Below are 26724 nucleotides of genomic sequence, written 5' to 3'. Positions count from 1 at the left end.
GAAGACTAAAATCCTACGCGTACCCCAAACACCAAGCTGCGGGTGGCTAGGTTGCGGGCCTGGGCCAGCTCACCGCTCGTGCTGCCGATGTCGGAAGCTTCGGGATCCAGCCCCTGGTAGTTCGTGAACAGGAAGGGGTTTACTGCGTTGACGTACACGCTAAGCAGGTTGCCGCTGAACTTCGAGGTGATGGTCTTGGGGAAGGTGTAAGTCAGCGAGATATTGCGTACGCGGGCGAAGCTGCCGCTCTGGAAAGATGTACCCTCGCTGTTTTTGGCCGTGTCTTGGGTGCGGTCGGGGCGCGGGTTAGCATTGGTCGGGTTGGAGGGCGTCCAGTAATCGACGGCCCAGCCGGGATAGCGGCCACCTAGGCCCGGGCGGTAGCCGGTACCTAGGTACTGCCCCACGCGGGCATACAACAGGAAGCTCAGCTCTAAGCCTTTGTAGGATAATGTGTTGTTAATGCTGCCTGACCACTTAGGGCGGTTAGAGCCCAGAATTACGTAGTCGTTCGCATTGATCAGCCCGTCGCCGTTGGTGTCTACCACCTTCAGCTCGCCGGGCTTGGAGCTAACCTTCGCAGCGGCGTCGGCCTCATCCAACTGCCACACACCGGCGTAGCGGTAGCTGTAGTACACGCCCAGCGGCTGCCCGATAAACCAACGGTTACCGATGTCATCCTGCGCACCGGAGGCTAGCTTCACGAACTCCTCCTTGTTTTTGGTGAAAATGAAGTCGGTACCCCAGCGGAAGTTTTTCGTCTCAATGTTTGTAGTCGACAAGGAAACTTCGATGCCGGTGTTGCGGGTGGCCCCGATGTTTTGCAGAATGTTAGCATAGCCGCCGGCCGTGGGTAGAGCGCGGGGCAAAAGCAGGTCGGTGGTATTGGCGCGGTAGAGCTCTACCGAGCCCGTGATACGGTTGCGCAGGAAACCGAAGTCGATACCGATGTTGGTGGTGGCGGTACGCTCCCACTTTAGGTCGGGGTTCGGGATGCCACCTAGGGTGTTCGGCAGCGTACCGGGCGTGGGCGAATAGCCGTAGGCAGGTGTTTCGCCCCAAACGTAGTTGGCTTGTTGCAGGGAGCCGCCAGAGGTGTAAGGGTCTACCGAAGCCTGCCCCACCTGGCCATAGCCACCGCGGATTTTAAGCTCGGTAATAGCGCTTACGTCTTTCAGAAACGGTTCTTCCTGGATTTTCCAAGCCACAGCTGCGGCCGGGAAGAAAGCGTACTTGTTGCTAGCTGCCAGCACCGACGAGCCGTCGCTCCGGCCTGTTAGGGTAACCACGTACCGGTCGCGGAAATTGTAGTTGATCCGGCCCATGAACGACATCAGGCGACGTTGGGAGAAGCCGGTGCCAAACCCTTGCACGGCCGCGTTGCGGGTAGTACCTAGGTTGTACCATTTCTGGCTGTCGTAGGGGAGGTTGTTGGCGCTGAGCGAGGAGCTTTCGTTGCGGTCTTGCTGCGAGCTTTGCAGTACCGTAACGCCCAAGCTGTGGTCGTTGCCAAACTGCTTGTCGTAGAACAGTAGGTTTTCGACCACATACGTAAAGTTCTGGCTCTGGTCGTATTGGGCAAAGGAAGTAGCTCCCTGGCCACCACCCCGAGCCACCGCTCGCGGCGACTGGAAGATACCCGTCCGGCTCTGGCGAAAGTCGGGCCCCACGTTGATGCGGTAGCGCAGGCCTTTCACGATGTTAACTTCCGCGTACAAGCTGGTGAAGATACGGTTGAAGCGCCGCTCGTTGAAGGCGTTTTCGGGCTCGCGCAAGGGGTTGAAAATCAACGGATCCGCGCCGGGGTTTTCGATGAAGGTACCATCTGGTGCGTACGGCGTCGCATACGGAAGCTGGCCAATGGCCCGGCCGTAAACATCGGGGCCGTAGTTTTGAATACCTAGGCTGGCGTTAGTGGAGGCCCCCAACGAAATAACCTTGTTGAACTTGTAGTCGACGGTGAAGCGGGCGTTATAGCGCGAGAAGTCCTGGCCCCGCTGAATGCCTTGCTGCTTGAGGTAGCCTACCGACATGGATGCCCGCAGTTTCTCGGTGCCGCCGCTGGCGCTCAACTGGTGGCTCTGGGTAACGGCCGTACGCAGGGCTAGGTCCTGCCAATCGGTCGTGCGCACTTTCGACGGATCATAGATTGGAATTTGGGCAACATTGGCGCCGTACCGCTCGCGCTCTTCCGGCGTGGTGGGGCGGGTAGCTACTACCCGGTTGGCCCGATCTGTCCACTCGTAGCCGTCAGCAATGCCTTCCCAGGCGTTCGGATCGGCACCAAACAAAGTGTAGTCGCGGGCCGGGTCGGGGTAGAGAGTGGCGTAGTTGCCCCCGGTGCGGTATGACTCGCGCTGCACTTCCAAAAATTCGCCGCCATTAAACAGCTTCAGCTTACGGTTGGCCTGGTCCAGGCTCACGTAGGAGTTGTAGTTGATGCTGAACTTGCCTTCCTGGCCGCGCTTGGTAGTTACCAGGATTACACCGTTGGCTCCCCGCGACCCGTAGATGGCCGTGGCTGAAGCATCCTTCAGCACTTCCACCGACTGAATATCCTGCGGGTTGAAGTCGTTAAGACCGGTGCCTGGCGCCAGCGGAATGCCATCAACTACATAGAGCGGCTCATTGGAAGCGCGCACCGAGCGGTTACCCCGAATACGAATGGCTGGCACTTCGCCCGGGCGAAAGTTCCCGCCCGCCACATCAACCCCGGCGGCCCGGCCTTGTAGGGCCTGCGTCAGGTTTTGGGTAGTGACCTGCTGAATCTGCCCTTCCGACACCGACGACAAGGCGCCGGTCACGTCGCTTTTCTTCTGGGTGCCGTAGCCGACTACCACAACTTCGTCCAGAGCCTTAGCGCCCTGACCTAGGGTAACGGTGAGGTTACTTTGGCCAGCGAGTTGAACTTCCTTCGTTGCATAGCCAATAAAAGAAAAGACCAGCGTGCCAACGTTGCCAGGCAAATCCAGGGAGAAGTTGCCGTTGTTGTCGGTAGCCGTGCCTACGGTGGTATTCTTTAACACCACGGTGACGCCCGGTAGCGGCTCACTGCTTTCCAGAGTTACCACTTTGCCCGTAACGGTACGTTGGGCTTGAGCCGACTGCTGAGCGAGCAGCCAGATCGTCAGCAGCACCAGGTACGGACACAATTTGCGTACAGTTTTGTGCATCATCATGAATAGGTTTGGGTGAAGGAATTAGCTGAGTACCGAGAGTATGCAATCGTTTGCACAAGGGCTAAAAAGAATGCGCGCTACGTGTAGAGTACAAAAAAAGAGGGGCACAGGGAGAGGTGATTGAAAATACAAAAACTTCATCTATTCTTCACAAATAATAGTTTTATAAAGAGTGCTTCTCTCCCGTACTCTCCTGCAATTGTCGAGAATAGCTAAAGCATGAAGCCTCTTACCCGCCAAACCTAGGTTTTAGCATAGGCTCGGCGGGTAAGAGGCTGCGAGAACGTAACTCCTGGTGCTACTTGCTGCTAATCAGCGTGAAACACGGGCTCCAACGTCGTCGACACGGGCGAGTTGTCGGGGTTGGTTTCCATGATATCCGCCATGTAGGCCCACCATTTTTTCATAATCGGGAGGCTAGGTAGCTGGTCGATAATATGGCCTTCCGTTCGTTTCTGCACGGCGAAGAGCGTACCACTGGCCCGGTCGAGGTAGATGGAGTAGTCTCGGATGCCGGCTTCGGTCAAGGTCTGCGAGAGCTCGGACCAGATTTCATCGTGGCGGCGTTTGTACTCGGCTTCGAAGCCGGGCTTGAGCTTCATCGTGAAGGCTACTTCTTCCATAAGAACTGGATTTGGGTGTGAAAATGCGCTAGTAATGAAACAGGCTAAGTTCTGTTAGGAAATGATGCTAGGTCGTAGCTGGTGTAAGGCACGGCACTAAAGCAGTAAGCAACAGGGTTAGCTAGGTTATTTATTGAATAATTCTAAGGTTGGTACACTTTTAGAAAAGCAGCAGGCTTAACGGTTAATTACCCCTAATGAAACTCCTGCTACTCCGCCTTGCCTTGCTGATGTACCTGTTCACCTTGTCCTTCGTGGTGGGCCGAATCAGTGCGCTGCTGCGGCTGCCCTCGCCGCTAGCGAAACTAGCAGCAGTACACACCACTATCAGTAAGACAAATTTTGTGGCTCCACCTTCCCTCGCAAAAGCTAGGTAACGCCATAATTTGCCTTGCGTAGCCATACGCCACTTGTCGGTGCGGAACGGCGCCGCCGGCAAGCCAGCGGCATTGAAGAAGTTGGGCTTGGGCACCTCGCGCCACGCGAAACGCGCCGCCACCGGCTGCCTCACCTGGTCGCTCCACACCACCACCGACTTACCTTCAATCTTGGCTTGCGCGGGCACAAACACGCTGTCGGCACCGGCGATGGTGAACTGCCGCAAGGGGCCATCTTTGGCAACTAAGCCGCCCGCCACGTAGTCGAAGTTAAGGCGCGCTTTGCCGTTTTTCACCTTCATGTCGTGGTAGAGAAGGAGAGGGGGGACTAGCTTTAATACTAAGTTTTGGTTTAGAAAAGCTAGCTCTAGCAAACTAGAAGTTAGTTCCCCTTCTCCTTTTCATTCCGCGCATCAAGCGGCGTAGGGTCCTAGAGGGTGAGGCGCACGTTTGAGCAAACCGTGAAGACCTTACTGCACCTGCGTGCCGCTTGTAGCCGGGGTCAGCGTCACGGGGCCGAGCAGACCCGACTCGCGCGGCGCCCACTTTTCGGCGGTGAAGACGCCATCGGCGCCGCGGTTCTGCGGCAGGCGGGCGGAGACGTTGATGTTGTAGAATTTCTTCCACTCCACGTGGTTCTTGTCCATATCGGCAATGCGGTTAGCCATGGCGTTGGACACGCTTACACTCAGCGTATTCGTGGCTTTTAGCTGGTTCTTCGGGATGAACACCTGATACACGGGTCCGATCAGCGTACCGACATCTTGGCCGTTGATCTGCACGCGGGCGCTTTCGGCTACTTTACCTAGGTCCAGGATAAAGCCTTCGTCGGAGCCGGTAGGCATGGGGAAAGAGGTGGTGTAAGTGGCCGTGCCGGAGAACTTCTTCACGGCATCACCGCTCAGGTTGGTCCATGAACCTAGGTCCTTGGTCTGCACTTTGGCGGGCAGATCGGGGCCGCCTTTCACGAAGTTGATGTCCCAGGTGCCGCTGATGGGCTGGGCCGCGCCGGCCGTTTTCAGGTAAGCGTACACGGGGCCGGTTACGGCGGCGGTGTTGGTTTCCAGGATGCACGACTCGCCGGGCGCCAGCTGCACGTACACTTCCGGCGTGTTGCCGGCATTGCGCACCGCGGCCATACCTAGCTTCTCGGTCATGGGGTTGTAGAGCGCCACCGATTTAGCGGGCGTTTGGAGCTTCACCCAACCTTCCACGGCCTTCTCGCCGCGGTTCACCATGAAGTAATAATGGCCCTTTTCGTGGCTGCGGCGCACGTATTGGATGCCCTGATCCACCATCATTTCGCGCTTCACGCCGGCCGCGGCTAGTAGCTGGTCCACGTCTTTGCCGACGAGGATTTTGCCTTTGCCGAGGCTAGCTTGCTGCACGCCCTTGCCGCCGTCGGTAAACTTCAGTTGCGCTAACAGCTTCTTGAAGGTGGCGCGGCGCGTGTCGAGGTTGGTGAGGCCGGGAATGTCCGTGGGCAGTTGATTCTGCACCACGATGGTCGCGCCGTTCTGAGCTAGGTCCAGCACCCGCTGCAACGTTGCGAGCGGCACCAGGCGCGCATCCGGCAGCAGGATGGTTTGGTACGTCACGCCGCCGGTGTGCAGGTCGCGGCCGGCACCGGTCACGCGTTGGAGCTGCTTGTCGGAAATGAAGTCGAAGCCGTAGCCTTTCTTCAGCATGTCTTCGGTGGTGTTTTCCACCGGCATCCCTTTGAAGCCGTGGTCGATACCATCATAGTGCTGAAGCAGGACCTTGCCGCTCGGGTTCGAGAACGAGTCGTACATGGGCAGGTACACCAGCACGTCGTTGTTGGGCTTGCCTTGCTGCAAGAACGACTGGCAGTGGGCCACGTAGGTGTTCAGCTTGCCGAAATCCGTCCAGAACGTGTTGTTCGGGTTGAAGTGCACGGCCGCGTAAAACAGCCAACCCGGCCACGGCGCCGACGCCGGCGAGTAGTTGGTGCCGTGATAGAACGTGTGGTTCACGCCGCCAAGCAGGTAGCGGTCCATCGACAGCTTTACGTCGCTGAGCTTGGAGAGGAAGTGCTCGTTCTCCCACGTCGCCGACTCCGAGGAAGCTAGCTTTTTGCCCGTCACGTTGGCCGCCGATGAGGCAAACTTGATACGCAGCAAGTCGGTGCCTTCGGTCTCGGGAATGTCGGTAACGGCGTACAGATCAAGAATATTCGCCGGCGAGCCGTGGGCCTGGTTGCGGATGAGCGCACCCTGCGTTTTGGCCCAGTCGCTCCACACCTTCGTATAGTTTTCGAGCAGCAGCTCCGAAATCGTCTCGCGGTAGTCGCAGAGTACGCGGCGGTTTTTATCCTCGGTGTCTTTGCCGAACAAGGCCGGCAGGTATTTGCGCAAATCGTAGGCGCGGCGCTTCTGAAACTCGGCGAACATGGCCGGGGTCCAGTTGGCCTCGCCCTGGGCATCATCGACTTCATAGGAGTCATTGAAGAAAGCCCGCAACGGCTTGATGTCGTAGTCTTTGAAGGCTTCGTCGAAGCGCTGCAAGTAGTGCTGCGTGGCGTCTTTGGAGAGGTGGTCGACTACGTCGCCCTCGCCGCCGGGGCCGGCGCGCTCCACCTGCTTGCCGTGCCAGCCCTGAAACACCCCGTACAAAGTCCAGTTGCCCGCCGGAGCGGTCCAGTTGAGCTTCCCGTTGGCGTCTACCTTGACGGTCAGGTCCAGCGTTTCGCCCTTGTCGGAATAGGCCATCAGGGTTTGCAAAGGTAGCGGCTTTTCAAACCGCACTTGGTCCAAAGCTAGGGTCTGCAAGTCCTTGTTCTTCGCCACCGGATCAACCAGCGTTTTAATGTCAACCTGGTGGTTGACAGCGCGAATAATCGGCTTTTGCATGAACGTCACGGCGTCTTTAAGCTGCTCGCCGCCCTTCACCGTGTAGGTCTGGTAGGCCACGTACTTGCAGGCATCCGTCGGCGTCACCCAGGGGCCGCCAAACGGCCAGCCGGAAGCCTGCGCCATATCCACCCCCATGTCCAAGCGGCCAGCTTCCTTCAGTGTGTGGGTGAGCATGCCCATCCACTTCGGCGACAGAAAGTCAATGAACTGGCTTTCAGCACCGTGTACGCCGTATATGGCCGTGATTTCCACGCCACCCAGGCCGGCTTTGTTGTATTGCTCCAGCAGACTGGTGAGGTCTTTTTGGTTCACGGCGCTACCTTCCCACCACCAGCGCGTCCAGGGTTTGTTTTGCTGGGTGATGGCCGGCCACTTCGGCGCCTGCGCCAGACCTAGGAGGGGAGAGGCCGTAAGGCCGAGAAGAAGAAGTAAAGTTGATTTTTGCATGAAGAAAGGAACTGTAGCGCGAAGCTCCGGCTTCGCGCATCGTCCGCACCGTTAGTAGATGATTGTAGCGAATTTCGTTCAACGATGCGCGAAGCTGGAGCTTCGCGCTACAGTTTACTTCAACTTATATAGCTCACTGCCAGCCAGCAGAAAGCAACCTAGGCCATAGTCCTGGAAATCAGGCATGTGGTCGTAGCTCACAGGTTGGCCGTCTTTGGGCTCTTTCCCGGTGCCTTGCACGTAGCCGAGGGCGCCGTCGGGGTGCACACACTCTTTCGCCATAGCATTCCAGGCTTTCACCACAATCGGCTTGTAAACACTCTTATCCAAGAGGCCATTGTTCATGCCCCAGGCCATGCCGTAGATGAACAACGACGTGCCGCTCAGCTCTTTGCCGCCAAAGTGCGTTGGGTCGACCAGGCTCACGTTCCAGTAGCCGTCTTCGCGCTGCAAGGGCGGCAGGGCCTTCATCATGGCCATGTACATCTGCTCGTACTCTTCGCGGTGCGGGGCGCCTTTCGGCAGGATTTCCAGCGTGCGCACCATGGCGGCTACCACCCAGCCGTTGCCGCGGCTCCAGTAGCAATCGTCGCCGTTGGGCTCTTTGTAGGGTGGCACAAAGTCTTTGTCGCGCCACCAGAGCTGGTCTTGCGGGTTGTAGAGGCCGTTGCCGCCGTGCACCGTTTTCGAGTAGTTGTAGATCTGGTACATCTTCTCGAAGTACTTGTCATCCTTGTACATCACACCTAGCTTGGCGTACACGGGCATCGCCATTTGCAAGGCATCAATCCACCACCAATCGTCGATTTTTTCGCTCGCCACCATCAGGTCGATGCTAGCCTTGATGTCGTGGATGCGCTCGGGCTTCGGGTCGATCTGGTAAAGGTCGATGTAGGTCTGGCCGGCGCACTGGTCGTCGGCGTTGCGCGTTTCAATGCCTTTGCGCAGGCCCCACTTGTGCTTCTCGCCCCACTCCACGGCGTAGTCGTAGTAGCGCTTCTGCTTATCCAGCTTGTAGAGCTCCATCAGGCCTTCGTAGTACACGCCGCGGGTCCAGATGTTGCTGGGGCGGGCGATGTTCGTCACGATTTCCTTGCCCGGATCGGGCCACAGCTTCATGAAGTAGTCGTTGGTCTTGGTCATCGTTTTCAGGATGACCTTGGGCTTGGGTAGTTTCTGCGCCTGCGTGGTGACGGCACCGATGGCCAGGGCGAGGGCCAGGGCGCCGGTGCGGGCAGCTTGGCGAATAAGGAAAGAGCGACTCTTCATTCTATAGCTTGGTGATTGGTGTTTGTTGGGAAGAACTTAAGGATTATTGCGTTGCGAGGTACCTAGGTTAGCGCGCGGCTTCTCATACACCTCAGCCTCCACAATACCTAGGGTGCCCGCCGGACCGGGTTGGTCGGTAGCAGCCGTGGGAGTTTTCGGCGGGGCTTTCTGGTCGGCTAGCTCGGTGATGTTGTAAGCATCCTGGTTGCTGCCGGAGCCGGTCAGCTCGATACGGAGGCGCTGGCCGGTTTGCGGGGCAAAAATGGCGGTGTAGTAGCCTAGGTTGCGCTCCGTAGTGCCGCGGAACACTTCTTTGTCATCGACCAAAATGCGAATGGGGTAGGTGCGGGAGCGCCAGCCGCTGAGCTTCAGCGCTACTTCGCTCACAGCCGCGGGGCGGGCTAGGTCGTACTGAATCCAGGTGTTCGGCTGCTTATCGCTTATCCACTCCGACAACTCATTGTCATCGTAGCTGAAGGCGGCATTAGCTTGATTGGAGCTGGCCGTTACCTGCGCAATAGGAATGGCAGTGCGCGACACTTTGAACGAGGCGCTGGCTGGCGTAGGGCCGCGCTTGAGGCTAGGAGCTAGGTCGGTGCCGGGCAGTTGGAGGGCGAGGCCATCAGTGACGGCTACGGGCTTCGAGGTCAAACTCACCGCAGCCGGTTTCAACCCTTCCGACGTGGCTTGCAGGTCAATCTTTCCGGCTTGCGTGGTCGAACGGATGAGCACGCGGTTCACGCCGCCTTCTACCGGTAGGCTTTGCGCTAGGATGTAGTTGTCAGGGCCTTGCGCGATGCCGCCGCGCCAGGTAGCATTGCCTTTCAGTGAGAAATTCACCATGTTCAAAGCCGTAGGGCAGCGCAAGCCTTTGGCGTCCACTACTTCCACCTGCACCAAAGCTAGGTCCGAGCCATTGGCTTGCAAGCCGTTGGGGTTGTTTATGGTTGTCAGGCGCAGCGCGGCGGGCGCACCGGCCGTTTGATGCGAGGCTTCGCTTACTTTTTTGCCGCTGGCATCGTAGCTCACGGCCTTGATGGTGCCCGGCTGCCACGCTACATTCTTGAAGGTGAACAAGAAACGGTGGCTTTGCTCACCCTTGCCCAGTGACTTGCCATTCACAAACAGCTCCACCTTCTCGCCATTCGACACCACAAGCACGTCCTTCTTCACGCCGGCTTTGTAGTTCCAGTGCCCAATAATGTGGGTGCGCGGCTTCTCCGTATCCACCCAGCCATCCCACATGACTTGGTGGGCAAAAAAGCCGTCCTTCGGAATTCGCATGGCGTCGGCTTCGCCGCTGCGGCGGTAGTTTTCGCCCCCACGGTAGTGCGTGTTCGAGTCGGTGAAAACAATGTTCACGCCGCCCGAGCTCACGCGCTTGCCGGTGCCGGGGCGTTCGTGCCAGTAGTCGTACCAGCGGAAGACATCTTCGCGGGCGTGGGTGTCCTGGTTGCGGTTATAATCAGCGGCGCTGGCGCCTTTGTATAGCGGGCCGTCGCCGTCTTTGTGGTAAGGAGGCGAAAGTTCATCCCAATATTTGCGCAGGCCTTCGTCGCGGGAATACTCCATTGCCCAGAGCGGCTTGGTGGCGCTCTTGTTGATGTAAAGCATTTCGCCGCCGTACTCCGCATCGGCAATGTCGAGCATCTCCCTGGAGCCGATGGCGCGGCCACCGTGCGGGTCGTACTGGTCGCGGATGGCCTTCATCTCGCGCATGTGCTCGGCGCTAATGCTCTCGTTGCCGCACTCGTAGAACACGATGCTCGGGTTATTGCGGTTGTAGATGATGGCGTCACGCATGAGCTCAGTGCGCTGGCCCCAACGGCGGTCGTTCACGTCTTTCTCGGCGTCGCCGGCCGGCATGGCTTGTAGTAAGCCCACCCGGTCGCACGACTCAATATCTTGTTTCCAGGGCGTGATGTGCATCCAGCGCACGAGGTTGCCGTTGCTTTCCACCATCAGGCCATTGCTGTAGTCTGAGAGCCAAGCAGGTACTGATAGGCCCAGGGCGGGCCACTCGTTGCTGGTACGCTGGGCGTAGCCGTGCATTTGCAGCGCCCGGTCATTGAGCTTCACCATGCCGTTGCTGAACTCCGTTTTACGGAAGCCGGTGCGCGTTTTTACCACGTCCACAGGCTTGCCATCCACTTTCAAGGTGGTGTACACGTTGTACAGATAGCCGTAGCCCCAACTCCAAAAATGCAGCCCATCAACCGAGCCACTGGCGCTGATGGTTGCTGTGGCGCTTGGTTGCAAGGTGGTTTTGCTGCTGCTGAACCGCTTCACTTCCTTTCCACCTAGGTCTTCGAGCGTTACTTCGTACTCAAACGTGCGGGCCGCCGGGTACTCGTTCTTCACCTGCGACTCAGCCATGATGGTGGCTTTCTGGCCGGCAATGTCGAAGTTCTTGGCGTAGACATACACGCCCGTCGTACCTAGGGTAGAGTAGAGCGGCAGGGTTTGGTAGAGCGGCTCCGCAACGTGCAGAAACACGTTCTTGGAAAGCCCGCCGTAGTTGGCGTTGAAGTTCTTATCGCTCCACTGGTACTTCTGACCAGTGGCTTGCTCCTTATAATCCCAGTCGTTGTTGGTACGTACGGCTAGCACATTTTCCTCAGGAGCAGGCTTCAGCAGCTTGGTTACATCAAAGCCGAAGGCCATAACTCCGTTCTCGTGTAGCCCAATGCGTTGGCCGTTCAGGTAAAACTCGCCGGCCTGCCGCACGCCTTCAAATTCCAGGAACACCTTCTTGCCCGCATCCGCTTTCGGCAAACGGAAGTGCTTGCGGTACCAGGCAATGCCGGTGGAAAGGTCCTTGATGTCCTTCTTAAACGCCTCGTCTTCGTTCCACGCCCAGGGCAGCGTCACGGGTTTCCACTTGGCATCATCAAAGCTAGGTGCCTCGGCGCCAGCGGCATCGCCCACGTACACCCGCCAGCCCGGATTGAAGTTGTACTTCACCCGCGGGCTAGTCGGCGCAGCACCCAAAGCCGTTAGCGCCGCGACCCACAGAAGCAGCGTGCCAAGCAACGTAGGAAGGTTAGTACGACGCATCATGAAGCTAGCTTTACTGAAAAGGTGTTTGTAAGCAACTACTGGCCGGCTTTACCCACGCTGCCTTTCATGCTAGCCGGGGCTATTTCCACGGCATACACCTCTTTCTCGCCTTCGAAGTTGGCCCCGAAGATGATCCATTTGCCATCGGGCGAGAAGTGGATGTTTGGCTCCAGCTTATAGCCGTGGGCTTTCATGTTCACCAGCTTCTCGGAGCGAAACTTGTCGCCCTCGGGGTGGAAGAGGTAGATCCACTGGCCGTTCGGGGCTTTGGCTACCTGGCCTGGGTCGCCGCCGTCGCCGGCGAAAAGCTTCTGGTCGGGGGAGGCGGTGAAGTGGATCGACCACTCGTCGCGGGTCATCTGGTACTTCTTCTCCTGGCCGGTTTGCAGGTTGGTGCCGGTCAGGAAGAACGTAGCGCCGCGGGGCAGCTGGTTGTCAAACCAAATCATTTTGCCATCGGGGCTGAAGAACTCGTGGCCGGCAATTTCCATGTCCATTGTGCGCTTGTGCACGAGCTTCACGGCCTTGGTTTTGGTGTTGATGGTCCAGATACGGTCGACCTTGTGCCACGGGCCTTCGTGGCAGAACATCAGCAAGCTAGGGTCGGTGGGCGAATACTGCACGTGGTTGAGCCAGGCGCTATCCGTGAAGATTCTGTTCAGCTGGGCCGTCTTCACATTCACGCTAAAGAGCGTGCGCGGCAGCTTGGCCTCATAAATGCGCGTGAAGTAGTCGTGCTTCTCGGGGTACTGGCGATAAATCTCCTTTTCCGCATCCGTCGACCAGGCGCCACCTAGCTCGGTTTCGTCGGCGTTGAGCGTGGTGATGCTGGCTTTAAAATCCTTCGGAAACACAAAGACGGTCCGGGTTTTCTTCGTGTCAATGTTGGTGGCGTAGACGGTATCCTGCGTCTGGTAGAACACCTGCCGGCTCTTCAGCGCTACAATTTCGCCGCCCACCTGCGCGAAAGCTCGCGTCAGGGGTTGCGCCTGGTAGGTCTTGAGGTTCAGGGTGTAAAGCTGCTTGCCGGCCGGGCCCGTGTGGTAAAATACCATGAGGTCGCCCTCGCTGCCGCGCTGCTTGATGAAGGGGTTGTTGTGGAAGTAGAAGCTGGAATTGCTGCCAGCCAGCCGCGTCAGGCGCACCACTTTGTGGCCGGTGTCCTGGTCAATCCACTCGGTCGGCATGGGCTTTTTGGAGCCGGTTTCGAGCCTGGTCTGCGCCTGCGCGCCGGCCGCGACGAGCAATAAACCTAGGGTGACTTGATAAGAAAGCTTGTTCATGGCAGGTGGGTTTTGGGAGCGAGGAGAAAGGGCTAGTTAGCAGGTAAGCTGAGCTGCTGGGCGGCCTTCACGTCGATGTACCTGGTGAGGTCGCGCAGGGCAATGACTTTGTAGTGGTTGTCGTGCAGGTACTTCAGGTATTCTTCGAACAAGGCCGGTGGTGTCGTGACCCAGTCGTGGGCGTAGTCGGGCACACCGTGGATGGTGAGCACCAGGATGTTGCCATTCCTAGCCTGCTGAAAGGCGTCCATGATTTGCTGCCTGTTGTCGGCCTTGGTCGTGAAGCTAGGTATGAGGTAGGGGTGGTCGACTTTCGGATTATACAGGCGGTTGCCGCCGGTGCGCGCGAAGTCGTAGCCTTTCTCCTTTAGCACCTCAAACGCCGTCGGGCTGGTGTCGTAGGCGGGGTAAGCAAAGTTGACGGGCCGCGGAATGCCGTGGGTTTTGCAGCGCTGCTCCAGCGAATCTAGCTCGGCCGTGAGCTGGTCTTTGTTGATTCGGTTCACGTGCTTGTGCGTGAGCGTGTGGCTGGCCACTTCGAAGCCCATTTTGTCGAGCTGCTGCATTTGCGCCCAGCTCATGTACCTGGTTTTGTCGGCGAAGTCGGGCGGAAACTCGCACACGAAGAAGGTGCCGCCAAAGCCGTACTTCTTGAGCAGCGGGGCCACGAAGGTGGCGTGCGTCACGGGGCCGTCGTCGAAGGTGAGTACGACGAGCTTATCCGGTATCGGGCGGCGCACGATTTGGGCCGCAGCACCGACGACACTCAGCCACGAAAAGACCAGAAGCAGTACTCGTTTCATGCGGTGGGAAAGCCGAAAAGGCATCGGCATGGGGTGAGAAGCAATCCAAGAACGCGGTTAATCAGGCCCTAACCCTCCTGTACTGTTCGGGTCAGATTTGGCCACTGCTGGCGTAGCTGCGTATGTAGCGCGAAGCTCCCGCTTCGCGTATCGTTGAACGAAATCGTTAGCTAAACCTAGGTCTTGCAGGTGTAATCGTTCAACGATACGCGAGGCGCAGGCTTCGCGCTACGCCCTCCTGCGGTTCGCGCTACAGCTTTCAAAACGAGAATAGATCATGCAACTTTTCGTGTACTCTGCCTTCAGCGAAGCTGGCCAATATCGTCTGCAACAGGAGCTTCCGGCCGATGTGTCGGTGATATTTCGCACCAATCTGCGGGAAGATCAGCAGCGCCCCGCCTTTCAGAAAACCGACTTGCTGTTCGGGAATCCGCCCACGGCTTGGCTCAGCGAAGCCGCGCCCCCCTTGCAGTTCTGGCAGATCGACTCGGCGGGCTTTGAGCGCTATGCCCAGCTCAACCTAGGTATTCCGGTGGCTAACATGGGCGACTTCTTCGCGTGGCCGTGCGCCGAAACGATGGTGGCGGGCATCCTGGCGTGGTACCGGCACATTCCGGAACTGGCTGTGCTGCAGGCCGAAAAGGAATGGGTGGGGCTGCCGGTGCGCAAAAAGCTAGGTTTGCTGCGCGGCAAGCGGGTTATCATTCTGGGGGCCGGAGCCATTGGTCGCGCCGTGCGTCAGCAGCTCACCGGCTTCAACTGCCAGGTGCAATGCCTGGCGCGCACCAACCCCAAAGCGAAGCTGCATACCGTGGAAGACCTGAAAGCCGCTTTGCCGCAGACTGATCTGGTCGTCAACTGCTTGCCCGGCAGCGCCGATAAGTTTTTCTCCGCTGAGCTGATAACGGCAATGGCCCCCGGCAGCCTCTACGCCAGCGTGGGGCGCGGCAACACCACCGACGAGCCGGCCCTGCTCGAAGCGCTGCAAACCGGCAAGCTAGCCGGCGCCGTACTCGACGTGACGGCCAAAGAGCCCCTGCCCCCTGACAGTCCGCTGTGGAGCCTGCCCAACGTGCTGCTGACCCAGCACACCGCTGGCGGCCAGCCCGGCGAGGAAGACGGCCGCATCGAGCTGCTGCTGAAGAACCTAGGTCACTTCCGGCAAGGCGAGCCGCTGCAAAATCCGGTTGATCTGTCGAAAGGCTATTAGCCTCTTTGGCGAAATCGGCTGTCATTCCGAGCAGCGCGAGGAATCTGAGTACCTCGTTCAAACGATGAACCCAGAGTCCTTGCGCCGCTCGGAATGACAGTTAACTATCCGAAAATAGACTCAGAATCAAAATCGGGTGGTCTTTATACGTGGTGCGGGCTAGCTCCTGATAGCCGAATTTCTGCGCAACTCGCAGAGAAGCAGTGTTATCCGGGTCGATGATGCAGACGGTTTGCTTTTGCGGGAAATGCTGCTCGCCCCAGTTCAGCGCCGCCCGCACGGCTTCGGTAGCGTAGCCCAGGCCGTGCACCCGTGGCGCCAGCACCCAACCTATTTCGGGCAGGCCGATGATGGAAGGCGTTATATCACGCAGCAGATCAGCGAAGCCAACCGCACCGATAAACCGCCCCGTGCTTTTCTCTTCCACCGACCAGTAGCCGTAACCCATTAAGCCCCAATGACCTTGATGCGTCAGGAGGCGGCGCCACGCCTCTTCCCTCGTCAGCGGCTGACCACCTAGGTAGCGGAAGAAATCGGGCTCGGTCCACATGGCGGCAAACTCATCCAGGTCGTTGGGCTGGTAGCCACGCAACACAAGCCGCTCGGTTTCGAGTACCGGAATTTGGGCGGGGAACGGAACAAGGGGGAGGGGAGCAGCCGACATGAGCCCAAGATACGCAAAGTGGCCGTTTGCCTGCCCACGAAAACCTAGGTAGCCTGCCCGAACCGCATGAAGCCGAGTTTTCAGAATCAGCGTATACATTCGCTCCACCAAAAGCGTCCGGGTAGTGTGGCGCGGCTGGCTTCCTTTTCTACTATTCTCAACTTCTATGCAGTTCCGCAAACTCGGTAAAACCGGCTTTTCTATCTCCGAAATCAGCCTGGGTACCTGGCAGGTAGGTGGCAAATGGGGCGACCCGTTCAGCCACGAAAACGCCGATAAGATCCTGAACGCCGCCGTCGATTCCGGCATCAACTTCATCGACACCGCTGACGTGTACGGCGACGGCGAAAGCGAAAAAGCCGTGGGCCGGCTCGTGCGCAACCGCTCCGAGCGCATTTACGTGGCGACTAAGTGCGGCCGGCAGTTGCAGCCGCACGTGAATGAAGCTTACACGCCGGAGGCCATGCGCCGGTTTGTGGAAGCGAGCCTGCGCAACATGCAGCTCGAAACGCTCGACCTGATTCAGCTGCACTGCCCGCCCACAGAGGTGTATTACCGTCCCGAAATCTTCGAGGTGTTCGACCGGCTCAAGGAGGAAGGTAAAATCCTGAACCTAGGGGTGAGCGTGGAGAAAGTGGAAGAAGGCCTGAAAGCGCTGGAATTCCCGAACGTGACGACCATCCAGCTCATCTTCAATATGTTCCGGCAGCGCCCCACGGAGCTGCTGTTCAAAGAAGCCCAGCGCCGCGACGTGGGCCTGATCGTGCGCGTGCCGCTGGCTAGTGGTCTGCTGACGGGTAAGTTCTCGCCCGAGACCAAATTTTCTGCCGACGACCACCGCAACTTCAACCGCAACGGCGAGGCCTTCGACAAGGGCGAAACCTTCTCTGGCGTCGACTACAACACGGGCCTGGAAGCCGTGGAAGAACTCAAGCTTGTGTTCCCCGACCAGCCGAACCTAGCTCCCGTGGCGTTGCGCTGGGTGCTGATGTTCAACGAAGTAAGTTGCGTGATTCCGGGCGCTTCCAAGCCCGAGCAGCTCACCTCCAACCTGCACGCGGCCGAGCTGCCACAGCTCTCGACCGAGCAGATGCAGCAGGTACAGGAAATCTACGACCGCCGCATCCGGCCGCTGGTTCACCAGATTTGGTAAAATCTAGCTGGTCTCAACAAAAAAGCTCCGGCATACGCCGGGGCTTTTTGTTGAGGTGCAGAGGTATCTCGAACGCCCAGGATGACGTATTTTGCGCTTATGCTTATTTTATCTGGCCTCCCAATTTATTACGAAAACTTAACTGGTCGCCTGTACGAGCACCCTGATGGCTACGTGGTGGTCGACTACAAAGCCGGCCGGCGAAACTTCACCGACTACCGGGCCTTCCTGAATCACCTGGAGAATTTGATGAAGCGCCGCGGCTGGAACAAAATGCTTGCTAATCAGCGGGCTATGTCGCCTTTCACCGAGGAAGAGCGCACCTGGATCCGGGAGCAGTGGCTAACCGTCAGCCACGCTCTGCAACGCGAAATGATTGCGGCCGTGCTGCTGCCGCAGGATGTTTTCGCGCGGCTGGGCGTGAGTACGCTGATGAATGATGCCCGCGAAGGCGCCTTAATCTACCGGGTATTCAATGACGCGCAGGTGGCCGCCGCCTGGCTGCGGGAAGCCTAGGTTGAAAGCCGGCCGCTGCGCAACCCACTTGAACCTAGCTTTGCTAAGCTCCTGCGTTTTTAGTTAGCGCACAATGCTGGCCTGGCGTGCCACCAGCAGTCAAGTGCCCGTCGTGTTCATCCAAACGTGAGTGAAGCACCGGTTGAGCTTGATGAGGACGAGGTTAAGTAAGATTCCTGCCGCAATGGTTTTCATCGTTGTTTGCGCATTAGGAAAAGCAAGATTGCGTTTTGCTATTGCCTAGTCAATTACACAAACATGTGACTAGCAGAATACCAGCGCTACTACCTGCGCTTGGCTGCCCATCCATGAAAAGGCCCCTTGGAATATTCCACGGGACCTTTTTCGTTCTGGCTGGGCCTGTTATCCGGCTTGTACTAGAGTGCCTATAACCTAGGCATTCACACTTTTCAGACTATACGGCAACGGATTACCACCATTACCTTTGCAATCATGAATCCGCCGCTCTTTCACCCTGGCCAGGAAGTTATCTGCACCAACGATGACTTCACGCTGCTCCTCGTACAGAACCCCAACATCCAGACGCCCAAGCGCGGCCCGATCTACACCGTGCGCGGCATCTACGACACGCACCGCGGCTACGGTATCACGTTAGTCGAAATCAACAATGCGGACGTGGCGCCCGGCTTCCCGGAAGCCAACTTCCACGAATCCCGGTTTGCGCCCGTGCCGCCGCTGGAAGAAATTGACTTAGCGGAAGTAGTAGAGGAAAGCATGACGGTGTGAGGCGCCGCAACCTAGCTCAGCTTACCTGGCCGGATTATACATCAGCCGAGTTGGGCTGGAGTAATCACATCCGCTTGCATAAGCATTGCTGGCACCAATAAAAAACCGTGTCGGTTAAGTTAGGCTACGCCACCAACCCGATTCTATGGCTCCGTCTGCTATGTCAATTCGGTGGCCCGGCCGTGGCAGCAGCAGCTTCAGTTGCCGGGCAGCGGCTATTTCTTGCAAACGCTCCACCGGCTCGGTCCAGCTGTGAAAAGCTAGGTTGAAGGTTCCCCAGTGCAGCGGCAGCAGCAAACGGCCCCGCAAAGCCTGGTGGGCCGCTGCGGCATGTTCGGGCCCCATGTGAATATCGGCCCACTCCGCATCGTAGGCACCAATTTCGAGCATCGTCAGGTCAAAAGGCCCGTAAGCAGCGCCAATTTCGTGGAAGCCAGCTTCGAACGGGCCGGAGTCGCCGCCGAAGAAGGCGCGGTGCTGCGGACCCAACACCACCCACGATGCCCACAACGTGCTGTCCCGGTCACGCAAGCCGCGCCCCGAGAAGTGCCGGGCAGGCGTTGCTACCAGCGTGTGTGTCTCTCCTATCACCACGCGTTGCCACCAGTCCAGTTCCGTGATGCGGTTGGCCGCCACACCCCACCGCCGCAAGTGCGCACCGACGCCAAGTGGACAGAAGAAAGATACGCCCGTTGGCGCGAAGGCCCGCACTGCGGCTTCGTCGAGGTGGTCGTAGTGGTCGTGTGAGATAATAATGCCATCGAGTGCAGGTAAGTGCGCGATAGGCAAGGGCATCGGGAAGAAGCGCTTGGGACCCGCAAACCCAAACGGCGAGGCACGCCCCCATACTGGGTCAGTCAGGAACCGTTTTCCATCTATTTCTAATAGCACCGACGAATGCCCGAGCCACGTTATCCGGAGTACAGCGGCGGGCACCGGCTCTGCCAGCGCGGTCAGGTCGACGGAAAACGGACCTGGAGTTTGGTGTGGCTCGCGCACTTCCTTACCTAACAGCCAGCGCCGCAGCATGCGGCCATAGCCACTAGGCGGCGCTACACTGGTCGCAAGGGTATTGAGGTATTTCTTGCCGTTGTATTGAGAAGACGTTTGCATGAGTTGGCGTAGAAAAGCGTGCGATATACCAGTTGACGGTTAAGCTCGCCTCTTACTTTACCAAACATGCACTTACCACATAGAAACTGTTAGAAAGGATCAGCTCAGCCAAATTATAAATTCGGCCGAGTAGGTACGCCTTTGCAAACCAGAAGCTACCCACACCTAGGTGCTGAATTGCCCGCTCAGCCAGATTTGCAATTCGGCTGTTTGAACGACTTCGTAGCTATTCCAAAAACCAAACACGGCCTCCCCAACCTAGGTTGGGGAGGCCGTTTTCTGGTGGCCCCGGCGAGAATCGAACTCACATCTAAAGTTTAGGAAACCCTTATTCTATCCGTTGAACTACGGGGCCCGGTGGTTTCTGGGCGTAAAGGTAACGGGAAAGCAGCGCCACTGCCAAACTGCGATGCGAACCTCTGCGTAAACGCCGTTACCTGTCAAGCAGCGATTCTCTTATCTGTTCAGTTACCGTTTTCCGCACGCATGGGCTTACTGGACGATTTGCACGCTGCCCGCCGCGCCGCTGGAGGGCGCACCACTACCGGCACGGACGGCACGCAACCCGCGCTCTTATTTATTCCGGATATCAGCGGTTTCACGCGCTTTATTCAGGAATCGGGCAATAGTCTGGCGCCGTGGCTGGTAGCCGACCTACTCGAAATCCTGATTGAGGCGAACACCCTAGGTATGGAAGTAAGTGAGATTCAGGGCGATGCCATTCTGTTTTATCGGCTTGGGCCACCGCCTTCCATTCAGGAGCTAGTGACGCAGTGCCGCCGTATCTTCCTCGATTTTCAGAACTACATCCGGCTGGTGGAGCGCGACACCGACTCGGCGCTGGCCGCGGCCTTGCGCAGCAACGATCTGACCCTTAAGATTATCGTACACTACGGGCGCGTGAGCGTGGCTCAGATTCGTGACTTTACCAAGCTGATGGGCCGCGACCTGATTGTGGTGCATCGGCTGCTCAAAAACAACGTGACCGGCAGCGAATACCTGCTGCTGTCCGACGACTACCTGGCCACGCAAAAGCCAGCCGACATCGTGCGCAGCTTTTCCTGGACGCGGCTGCTGCGCGGCACCTGCACCTACGACTACCTAGGTCAGATCTGTTACCACTACGCCCACCTCACACCCCTGCGCCTGCTGCTGGATGAGCAGCTGGCGCCCGGCCGCCCCGGCGCCACGCAGAATAACGCCCTGAAAGTGCGCCGGGTAATTAGGCTGCCTTCCCGCGACGTGCTGCGCGTTGTGAGCAACTTCCGGCTGCGGCCGCGCTGGATGGCGGGCGCCACCAAGGTGCACTACGATGTGACCAAAGCCGGTCGCCTGGGCACCACCTACAAAGTCGACATCAACAACGGCCAGATTGACTTTCAGGCCGTGCAGCACTTCGAGGACGAAGACCACCGGATTGAATATGTCGAGAAAATCTCGCACTTCCGGCTTTTTCCTAATTCGCTGCTGTTCTTTTTCATCGAGCCCATCACCGACCGCACGTCTCTGCTGACGGTGGAATTCCGGTACGGCCACGTAGCCAGCCCCAGCCGCCTGATCCGCTTCGGCCAGCTGCGCCGCATGCACCGCTTTCTGGGCGAGTCCATCAAGCACCTGGCGGCGCTGAAGAGTGAGTAGGAACGCGCCACGGCGCGTTCGGCGTTGAACGACCTACTACCAATTATCGAACGGCGCGGGTGAGAACGCGCCGTGGCGCGTTCCTGCAGCACTTACACCTTATACAGCAGCACGATACCGAACGACAGCGCCGTCAGGATCAGGCCGACCATGAAGATGGTGTAGCTGATGCGGAGCAGGCGGTATTTCTTGGCCAGCACGTCACCTAGGTAGTAGATGTCGGTGACCATGTTGGTGTAGAGCGAATCTTTCTGGCGCATCAGCTCGGTCATGCCGCCCTGAAAATCGTCGAGGCTGAGCTTGTTGAAGTTGCCGAAGAAGAGCAGGTTCACGCGGCGGTTGTTGGCTACCTGCGGACTTTTCTTGAGCCATTTGAAGCTCGTCACGTCGGGCTGGGCCGAGAGGATAGCCGACACCACCGAACCTAGGGCCGTGATGAGCAGCAGGCCCATTGGCACCATGAGGAGCGGGTTGCGGGTGAAGGCCGGACTCAGCGCCGCCGACTTGCCCCCGATCTTGGTACCTAGGTATGTGACAATGACCGAGATAAGCACCGCGTTCAGCTGAATCATCATGCTGGCCTTTTTATCGGCCATGTCCGAGAGCTTCATGTGGTTGCCGTACATCGTCCGGAACATCGTCTCGATGCCGCGCTTGGGCTCGGCAAACGTCTCGGTTTTTTCCTTTTCCTTCTTCTTTTTCTTCTTCTCGATTTTCTTCAGCAGGTCGCGTTGCTCCTTTATATTGGCTTTGAACTGGTCCTGGTATCGTTCTTTGGCAACGTCCGTATAGTATTTGGCGGTCAGCAGGAAGTCGAGCTGGTTTTCGGCCCACTCCACGTTCGAGTAGGTTTTGCCAACGGTCGTTTCCCACTCGGCCCGTAGCAGCTCGGCCCCGGCAATAAAGTCCTCACTACCTAGGTTGCTCATATCGGCATCGACCAGCAGCCGTTGCAGCTCGGTTTCGCGGCGCTCGTTGCGGTGAGTGGCCCGAATGGTATCTTTCACCTGCGCAATGCGTTCGGGCGGGTAGCCTTGCTGGGTCAGCCATTGTTCGGCCAGCTCCATGCTGCGATACTCGTGGCCATCGTATACCTCCGTGTAGCCCGCGTCGTGAAACCAGGCCGCCAGCACCAGCACCTCCAGGTCGCTCTTGCTCAGGCCGGCCGTTTCTCCGAGGGCTTGCGCCTCCTTCACCGTGGTAAGCGTGTGTTTAAGGCTATGATAAACGAGCTGGCCCGGCAGCTTTTTCTCGAAAAGCGCCGTGATGTAGGCGCTGGCTTGGTCAATAATCTCGGATTTTGCTTCCTTCAGTATCTCGGTGGTTTCCATGCGGGGGAGTGAAAAGGGACGTTGCCAAGGGAGAGCAGCGCTAAACCAAGGTAGAACGCGAATATCAGGTCCAGGTTTTTCGTTACTAGCCTGAACTGTATCCGGTCGGTTTGCGTAGGGCAGCCGACACGGTTTTACGATAAGCCAACGGGGCTTATCCCTAAGTTTACCAGTTTTTTTCTAACCCCATTCCTTCGTTCCGGGTTTACGTTGATGGGTTATTGCCTACTTGTTACGCTTATTGCTTCTGTATGAGAAGATTTTTTCTTGCTTGTTGCTTTCTGTTTGCCGGTGGCGGCTTGGGATTCCCCGAGGCTGCCGCGCAGAAGAAAAGCCAAACCCCCCATCCGGTCCGGCCGAACTATCACCATGGCGGCGAAAACTGGCAGGCCAAAACGCCACCCGACAGCACCCACATTCGCTACACCGTTTTCCTGATCGGCGACGTGGGCAAGCCAATTCCGAAAGAGCAGGGCGGCGAACCGTCCCTGAACTATCTGCACAAGGAGATTGTGGCGGCGGGAGCTAAAAGCACCACCGTTTTCCTCGGCGACAACGTGTACGAGTACGGCCTGCCACCCGAAGATGCCGCCGACCGCAAGGAGTCGGAGCGCCGCCTCGTTGATCAGCTGAATGTGCTGCGCGACTACGCCGGCGAAAAATACATGGTACCCGGTAACCACGACTGGCGCCAGGGCCTAGCCGGCGGTTTAGAACAAGTAAGACGCCAGCAGCAGTTCATTGAAGACTACATGATGAAGGATTCGGCGGCGTTTGCCTACACCGGCGACTTCCTCATTCCGCGCGACGGCTGCCCGGGTCCCTTTGAAGTGCGCGTGCAGGATGATCTGGTCATGATCATGATCAACTCGCAGTGGTTTCTGCAAACGCAAGCTACCGAAAAGCCTTACGGCGCTAACAACGGCTGCGGCGTAGCCAACGAAACCGACTTTTTCACGCAGCTCGAAGACGTTATTGCCCGCAACAAGGACAAGAACATCATGGTCGTTGCCCATCACCCGATTCAGTCGGACGGTATTCACGGCGGCTACTTCACCGTCGGCGACCATATTTTTCCGCTGTCCATCGTGTTCAAGTATGCATTTCTGCCGCTGCCGGTTATCGGGTCGATTTACCCGTTTGCCCGCAAATACGGCGGCGTGACGCAGGACATTGCCCACCCGTTCTACCAGAATTACAAGAAAGGGCTGGAAGACATTTTTGCGCGCTACCCGAACATCGTTTACGTATCGGGGCACGAGCACAACTTGCAGTACTTCAAGACGCCTACCTACCACCAGATCATCAGCGGCTCGGGCTGCAAAACCCAGCACGTGAAGCCTGGTAGTGGCGCCGATGCCATGTTTTCGGACAAGGAAAAAGGCATTGCCCGCGTGAACTACTATGATGATGGGCAGGTCTGGACCGAGTTTCTGATTCCGGTGGATAGCGGCCAGACGGCCCGGCGGGTGTTCCGCACCCCGCTTTACGCCAAGCCAACTGCCGTTGTGCAGGAAGTAGCCGTGAAGCAGCAGGCGCCCGCGCCCTCGTTCAAGGATAGCACCATCACGGTGGCCGCGCACCCTCGCTACGATGAGCGCGGCAAGTTCCACAAGTTTCTGTTCGGCGAGCACTACCGCAAGGAGTGGGCAACGCCCGTGCGGATGCGGGTACTCGACCTAGGTACCGAGAAAGGGGGCCTTTCGCCCTACCGCGTGGGCGGCGGCAAACAGACGGCTTCGCTGAAGGTGCGCAACGAAGAAGGCCGCAACTACACGCTGCGTGGCCTGAACAAAGACCCCTCGGCGGTGCTGCCGGAGGCGTTGCGGGAAGGAGCGGCCAAGGACATCTTGCAGGATCAGATTTCGGCGCAACACCCATATGGGGCGTTGGCAATTCCGCCGCTGGCATCGGCGGCGGGCATTCTGCACACCAACCCTGTGCTGCGCTACATTCCGCAGGACCCCTTGCTGGAGCAGTACTACGACCGCTTTGCCAACACGCCGGTTTTCCTGGAAGAAGATGCCAAGGACGACCAGAGCGACGTGGCCTCGCTGGGCAATGCCAAAAACCTGGTGGGTACCGACAAGGTGCTGGAGCGCCTACAGGAAGACAACGACAACCGCGTAGACGAGAAGGCCTTTGCTCGCTCGCGCCTCTTCGATATGTGGATCGGCGACTGGGACCGGCACGAGGACCAGTGGCGCTGGGCGGAGCGCAAAGACAAGGAAGGCGACCGGAAGTTCACAGCCGTACCCGAAGACCGTGACATTGCCTTCTTCAAGGGCGACGGGGTGTTCCCGTACCTAGCTTCGCGCAAATGGGCCATCCGCAACTTCCAGAACTTTGGCCCCGACTACGCCGACTGGAAAGGCTTGAATCTGACGGCTTTGGCTAATGATCGGGTGTTCCTGGCTTCAGTCAGCAAAGAAGATTGGGTGAAAACCGCCGAGGATCTGAAGCAGCGCCTCACCGACGCCGAGATTGACAAAGCCCTGCGCCAGCGCTGGCCCAAGAAAATCTACGACGAGCACGGGCCCGAAATTGCCGCCAAGCTCAAGAGCCGCCGCGACTTGCTGCCGCAGCTCGCCGCCGACTACTACACCATGGTGTCGAAGATTACGGAGGTGAAGGGCAGCTCGAAAAACGAGAAGTTCGTGGTCGAGCGCCTTGAGGGCGACAAAACCCGCGTGACGGTGCAGAAAATCAACAAAGATGGCAAGCTGACCAAAATTCTCTTCGACCGCACGTTTGATAACAAAGTCACCAAGGACATCCGCCTTTACGGCTTCGCCGGCAACGACGTGTACGACGTGCGCGGCGACGTGAAGAGCGGCACCAACGTGCGCATTATCGCCGGCACCGACCGCGACTCCATCGTGGACCGCTCGCGGGTGCGGGGCTTAGGCAATTACACGCAAGTGTACGATGCCGATACCGGCAACGTGATTGTGCCCGGCCGCACCACGCGTCTGCGCCTGGAGCCCGGCACCGACGTGAGCCGCTACGACTACCCCAACCGCACCGACCGCAAAGACTACCAGCTCAATTACCTAGGTCCGGCCGCTTATTTTGGGTATAACATCGACGACCGGGTTTTCGTCGGCGGCGGTATCACGTACCGGCGCTATGGTTTCCGCAAGGCGCCTTACGCTTCGCAGCAGTCGTTGATGGCCAACTGGTCGCCTTCGCAGAATGCCTACAACGTGCGCTACACGGGCAATTTCGTGGATGTGTTCGGGAAGCTCGACCTGAACCTGACCAGCCAGCTCTACGGGCCGCAGCTGTTGTATAATTACTTCGGCTTAGGTAATGACACGCGCAACGAAGCTCCCGCAGGCGGCGGCCGCGTGCGCAACCGCGATATCAACGACACCTACCGCATCCGCTTCTCGCGCTTCTACGTGGCCCCAATGCTGGAGAAAAGCATCTTCAGCTTCCTCAAGCTAGGTTTTGGTCCGCAATACGACCAGTTCCGTGTTGACCGCGACCAGATGGGTAAGAAGATTCTGGACGGGTTAGGTACGGGTAACGACGACCGGACCGGCGCCGCTATCGGCATCCGCGAATCCGATTTCCAGCTGAACCGCTACCTAGGTGGTAAGGTGTATCTGAACCTGGATGCCAGCAGCTCGCCCAAAAATCCGCGCATCGGTATCCGCTGGTACAACAGCGCCGAGTATAACTACCAGCTCAATGGCGAGCAGCTCCAGTTTGGTCGCCTGGCTTCGGAAGTACGCTTCTACGTGAGCCCGAACTTTCCCTTCCAACTCACCTGGGCCGGCCGCATCGGAGCCGCCCGCAACCTGGGCGATTACCGTTTCTACCAGGCCAACACGCTGGGCGGCACCACCAACCTGCGCGGCTATCGTCGCACGCGCTTCTCGGGCCGTAGCTCGTTCTACGCCAACGGCGAAGTGCGCTTGCAGCTCTTCACCTTCAACGCGTATCTGCTGCCCGGTAAGTTCGGTATCCTAGGTCTGGCCGACGCTGCCCGCGTGTACAGCCGCTACGACGTAAAAACTGGTTTCGACGCGCTGCACACCGCCGTGGGCGGTGGCGTGTGGGTGGATATCCTGAAGCAGGCCGTCATCAATGTAACCTACTCAGTGGGCGAAGAGAAACTGGTGTTCCTGGGCTTCGACTTCTTGTTTTAGAGAGCAACTGCGTAAAAGCAATGTCGTTCTCATCCTGAAGAACGAAGGACCTTCCTCTCTTAGGCACCAGGCTCTCCTCCATGCGAAAAGCTCTTAATTAGCCGAGAAGGTTAGTTAAGAGCTTTTTGCGTTTACCTAGGTTTGCCGGTGAAAAGAGGAAGGTCCTTCGTTCCTCAGGATGACAGACGCTTTCTACTGAGCAGCTCAGTTACTCTGGCGAAGTCACTTCATCCTTTTTTTAGAAAAAGACGTTAAGGCCAAAGCCTAACGTCTTTTTTGCT

17 protein-coding genes and 1 tRNA gene are annotated in these 26724 nt (G+C 58.0%); 6 read left to right on the top strand and 12 right to left on the bottom strand.

Annotation, left to right across the window (positions count from 1 at the left end; all coding sequences use genetic code 11):
- Positions 1–5: 5 nt before the first annotated feature.
- The 8 genes from IEX74_RS03960 to IEX74_RS03925 form a co-directional block, all read right to left on the bottom strand.
- Complete coding sequence (locus IEX74_RS03960) at positions 6–3176, bottom strand: SusC/RagA family TonB-linked outer membrane protein (protein WP_229755105.1); 3171 nt, start codon at positions 3174–3176, stop codon at positions 6–8.
- Positions 3177–3487: 311 nt separating this feature from the next.
- On the bottom strand, positions 3488–3802 hold the full coding sequence (gene rhaM / locus IEX74_RS03955; protein ID WP_188811122.1) for an L-rhamnose mutarotase: 315 nt from the start codon (positions 3800–3802) through the stop codon (positions 3488–3490).
- Positions 3803–3986: 184 nt separating this feature from the next.
- Positions 3987–4481, bottom strand: a complete 495-nt coding sequence (locus tag IEX74_RS03950; RefSeq protein WP_188811120.1) for a hypothetical protein — start codon at positions 4479–4481, stop codon at positions 3987–3989.
- 168 nt (positions 4482–4649) lie between these two features.
- A complete protein-coding gene (locus IEX74_RS03945; RefSeq protein ID WP_188811119.1) occupies positions 4650–7499 on the bottom strand; it encodes a glycosyl hydrolase in 2850 nt (949 codons plus the stop codon).
- Between the two features lie 114 nt (positions 7500–7613).
- Positions 7614–8768, bottom strand: a complete 1155-nt coding sequence (locus tag IEX74_RS03940; protein ID WP_188811117.1) for a glycoside hydrolase family 88/105 protein — start codon at positions 8766–8768, stop codon at positions 7614–7616.
- A 36-nt stretch (positions 8769–8804) separates the two neighbouring features.
- Positions 8805–11828 carry a DUF4982 domain-containing protein gene (locus IEX74_RS03935; RefSeq protein ID WP_229755104.1) on the bottom strand — a complete coding sequence of 1008 codons (3024 nt, stop codon included), beginning with the start codon at positions 11826–11828 and terminating at the stop codon, positions 8805–8807.
- A 35-nt stretch (positions 11829–11863) separates the two neighbouring features.
- Entirely contained in the window at positions 11864–13111 is a 1248-nt protein-coding gene (locus IEX74_RS03930; RefSeq protein WP_188811115.1) for an oligogalacturonate lyase family protein, read from the bottom strand.
- Positions 13112–13143: 32 nt separating this feature from the next.
- Positions 13144–13914 (bottom strand): polysaccharide deacetylase family protein, encoded by a 771-nt coding sequence (locus tag IEX74_RS03925; RefSeq protein ID WP_188811113.1) that lies wholly within the window; start codon positions 13912–13914, stop codon positions 13144–13146.
- A 277-nt stretch (positions 13915–14191) separates the two neighbouring features.
- On the opposite strand from IEX74_RS03925, the gene IEX74_RS03920 reads away from it, so the two are divergent.
- On the top strand, positions 14192–15124 hold the full coding sequence (locus IEX74_RS03920; RefSeq protein ID WP_188811111.1) for a D-2-hydroxyacid dehydrogenase: 933 nt from the start codon (positions 14192–14194) through the stop codon (positions 15122–15124).
- 100 nt (positions 15125–15224) lie between these two features.
- Here the strand turns inward: IEX74_RS03920 and IEX74_RS03915 are convergent, their stop codons facing one another.
- The gene (locus IEX74_RS03915) at positions 15225–15788 is read right to left on the bottom strand and encodes a GNAT family N-acetyltransferase (RefSeq protein ID WP_188811110.1); all 564 of its coding nucleotides are present in this window, start codon (positions 15786–15788) and stop codon (positions 15225–15227) included.
- Between the two features lie 166 nt (positions 15789–15954).
- On the opposite strand from IEX74_RS03915, the gene IEX74_RS03910 reads away from it, so the two are divergent.
- The 3 genes from IEX74_RS03910 to IEX74_RS03900 all read left to right on the top strand — a co-directional run bounded on the left by IEX74_RS03910 (position 15955) and on the right by IEX74_RS03900 (position 18204).
- Complete coding sequence (locus tag IEX74_RS03910) at positions 15955–16941, top strand: aldo/keto reductase (RefSeq protein ID WP_188811108.1); 987 nt, start codon at positions 15955–15957, stop codon at positions 16939–16941.
- 99 nt (positions 16942–17040) lie between these two features.
- Positions 17041–17457 (top strand): hypothetical protein, encoded by a 417-nt coding sequence (locus tag IEX74_RS03905; RefSeq protein WP_188811106.1) that lies wholly within the window; start codon positions 17041–17043, stop codon positions 17455–17457.
- A gap of 453 nt (positions 17458–17910) precedes the next feature.
- Positions 17911–18204 carry a hypothetical protein gene (locus IEX74_RS03900; protein WP_188811103.1) on the top strand — a complete coding sequence of 98 codons (294 nt, stop codon included), beginning with the start codon at positions 17911–17913 and terminating at the stop codon, positions 18202–18204.
- A gap of 114 nt (positions 18205–18318) precedes the next feature.
- Here the strand turns inward: IEX74_RS03900 and IEX74_RS03895 are convergent, their stop codons facing one another.
- Positions 18319–19317 (bottom strand): MBL fold metallo-hydrolase, encoded by a 999-nt coding sequence (locus IEX74_RS03895; protein WP_188811101.1) that lies wholly within the window; start codon positions 19315–19317, stop codon positions 18319–18321.
- Positions 19318–19597: 280 nt separating this feature from the next.
- Positions 19598–19672, bottom strand: a tRNA-Arg gene (locus tag IEX74_RS03890).
- A 131-nt stretch (positions 19673–19803) separates the two neighbouring features.
- On the opposite strand from IEX74_RS03890, the gene IEX74_RS03885 reads away from it, so the two are divergent.
- Complete coding sequence (locus IEX74_RS03885; protein ID WP_188811099.1) at positions 19804–20955, top strand: DUF2652 domain-containing protein; 1152 nt, start codon at positions 19804–19806, stop codon at positions 20953–20955.
- Positions 20956–21047: 92 nt separating this feature from the next.
- On the opposite strand, the gene IEX74_RS03880 is transcribed toward IEX74_RS03885, so the two are convergent.
- On the bottom strand, positions 21048–22286 hold the full coding sequence (locus IEX74_RS03880) for a Pycsar system effector family protein (protein WP_188811097.1): 1239 nt from the start codon (positions 22284–22286) through the stop codon (positions 21048–21050).
- A 251-nt stretch (positions 22287–22537) separates the two neighbouring features.
- Here IEX74_RS03880 and IEX74_RS03875 point away from each other — a divergent pair, with 251 nt between their 5' ends.
- Positions 22538–26443 (top strand): metallophosphoesterase, encoded by a 3906-nt coding sequence (locus tag IEX74_RS03875; protein ID WP_188811095.1) that lies wholly within the window; start codon positions 22538–22540, stop codon positions 26441–26443.
- Positions 26444–26724: the final 281 nt, after the last annotated feature.

The sequence above is a fragment of the Hymenobacter cavernae genome, assembly GCF_014641455.1.
Taxonomy (GTDB): Bacteria; Bacteroidota; Bacteroidia; order Cytophagales; family Hymenobacteraceae; genus Hymenobacter; species Hymenobacter cavernae.
The sequence above is the reverse complement of the archived record's forward strand: the minus strand, read 5'-3'. Positions and strand labels throughout refer to the sequence as shown.